Source organism: Acinetobacter sp. NPDC052428, from assembly GCF_044547685.1.
Taxonomy (GTDB): domain Bacteria; phylum Pseudomonadota; class Gammaproteobacteria; order Pseudomonadales; family Moraxellaceae; genus Acinetobacter; species Acinetobacter lwoffii_G.
On record NZ_JBIUAT010000065.1, the window covers coordinates 1,635 to 3,617 of the forward strand.

Annotated in this window: 3 protein-coding genes; all 3 read left to right on the forward strand. The window is 47.2% G+C overall.

The features are described 5' to 3' along the window. A partial coding sequence (locus tag ACIG3F_RS15955; protein WP_396470527.1) for an IS66 family insertion sequence element accessory protein TnpB occupies nucleotides 1–314 on the forward strand: 314 nt, incomplete at its 5' end. Then, nucleotides 311–646 carry an IS66 family insertion sequence element accessory protein TnpB gene (gene tnpB / locus ACIG3F_RS15960; protein ID WP_000618090.1) on the forward strand — a complete coding sequence of 112 codons (336 nt, stop codon included), beginning with the start codon at nucleotides 311–313 and terminating at the stop codon, nucleotides 644–646. The genes ACIG3F_RS15955 and tnpB, both read left to right, overlap by 4 nt. Nucleotides 647–720: 74 nt before the next feature. After that, the coding region (locus ACIG3F_RS15965; protein WP_396470528.1) for an IS66-like element ISAba17 family transposase at nucleotides 721–1,983 on the forward strand (1,263 nt) is incomplete at its 3' end.

The window sequence follows — 1,983 nt, forward strand, 5'->3', positions numbered from 1 at the left end:
CGGCCAAGGTAGCAATGCAACATCAGATCAATGCCAATCTGCTACATAAATGGATTCGTCAGTCCAGATCAATGCCCCCTGCATTAAAAACCCCATCCATTCCACAGACTGACTTTCTTCCGGTCATTCTTCACCCGACTCCAGTCAAACAAGAAGCACCTCTACCACCTGTGCCAGAGAAGAAAGCTGTCGCTCATATCAGGATTCCATTACATGAGGCACCAAGTTCCGCAAGGGATCAGATGATCGAGATCGACTGGCCGGTGGAGTCAGTAACTGAATTACTGTTGCTGATCCAGGGTTTGACTCAATGATTCGTATTGATGAGATCTGGTTGTCTACCCAGCCGATGGACATGCGTGCAGGGATGGATACAGCCATGGCTCAGGTGCTGAGAGCCTTTGGCTACATCAAACCGCATTGCGCTTACCTGTTCTGTAATAAGCGTGGCCATCGTATGAAAGTGCTGGTGCATGATGGACTGGGTATCTGGCTGTGTGCCCGGCGGCTGGAACAGGGGAAATTCCACTGGGCTAAAGTTCACCAGGGTGAAAGTATGGCGATCAGCCCGGAGCAGTTACAGGCACTGATCCAGGGTTTGCCCTGGCAAAGAATCGGACTGCAGCAAGTGGTAACAATGCTCTAAACCAGGCTCATCCATTCTGCTATTCTCCAAACGTTCTATTTCCTCTGCATCATGACCTCAGGCATACTGCGGTCATGAATACGCTGCCTGATTTAAGCCAACTGACCCATGAACAACTGCTGGAATTTACCAGACAGTTGGCGATGCAGCATCAGTCTCTGGCACAATCTAAACAACAACTGGAACAATCAAATCAGCAATTAGATGCCAGAGTTCAACATCTTGAAGTCACCAATCAGCAATTAGATTCTAAAGTTCAACATCTTTCTATTCTCAATCAAAAATACGAGCATGAGCTTGCACTATTTAAACAGCATAAATTCGGCAGTAAAAACGAACATCTAACCGCAAAACAAATCCATCTCTGGGATGAAGCGGTTGAAGAAGATATTGCAGCGGTTGATCTGGAACTGGAACGACTGAATGCAGATAAAACCAATGCAGCTGCACAGAAAGCCCCAGTCAACAAACCTAAACGTCGGCTGTTGCCAGATCATCTACACACCCTCCGTATTGAGCATGAACCTGAATCAACACAATGCAGTTGTGGCTGTACCTTGCGTCGTATCGGTGAAGATGTCAGTGAAAAACTGAATTTCAGACCGGCACAGTTCTATAAGGAACAGCATGTGCGTGGTAAATGGGTCTGTGATCAGTGTGACACTCTGACTCAGCAAGCGATGCCAGCCTATGTGATTGATAAAGGCATTGCTTCACCTGAATTGCTTAGCCATGTGCTGGTGTCAAAGTATGCCGATCATTTGCCTTTGTACCGTCAACGTCAAATCTTTCTACGCGCAGGTGTTGATCTGTCTAGATCAACGTTATCTGACTGGATTGGCCGCTGTGGGGTGGAACTGGAACCTCTGGCCAATGCCTTAAAACAGGTGGTACTGCAACAGCAGGTGATCCATGCAGATGAAACACCGGTGACGGTCATGCAGATGGGTGAAAATGAGAAAAAGCCCAAAAAAGGTTATGTCTGGGCCTATGCCAGCACACAGTACAATCCAGTTCAGGCAGTGATCTATGACTTTCAAGATAGCCGTTCTGGCCAGCATGCTGAAGACTTCCTGAAAGGCTGGCAGGGTCATTTGGTCTGTGATGATTACAGTGGTTATAAAGCACGCTTTAGATCAGGTCAGGTCATTGAGGTGGGCTGCATGGCACATGCACGTCGTAAATTCCATGAACTACATGTGACCAAGAAAAGTCAGGTCGCTGAACAGGCATTAGTGCTGATTCAGAAATTATATGCGATAGAAGCAGAATTAAGAAAAAAGACGGATGGTACAGCGGAAGACCGCTGCGAATACCGACAACAGCATAGTCAACCG

Excerpts from the sequence above, each read along its gene's own strand:
- tnpB (WP_000618090.1), top strand. The coding sequence starts at position 311 with ATGATTCGTATTGATGAGATCTGGTTGTCTACCCAGCCGATGGACATG.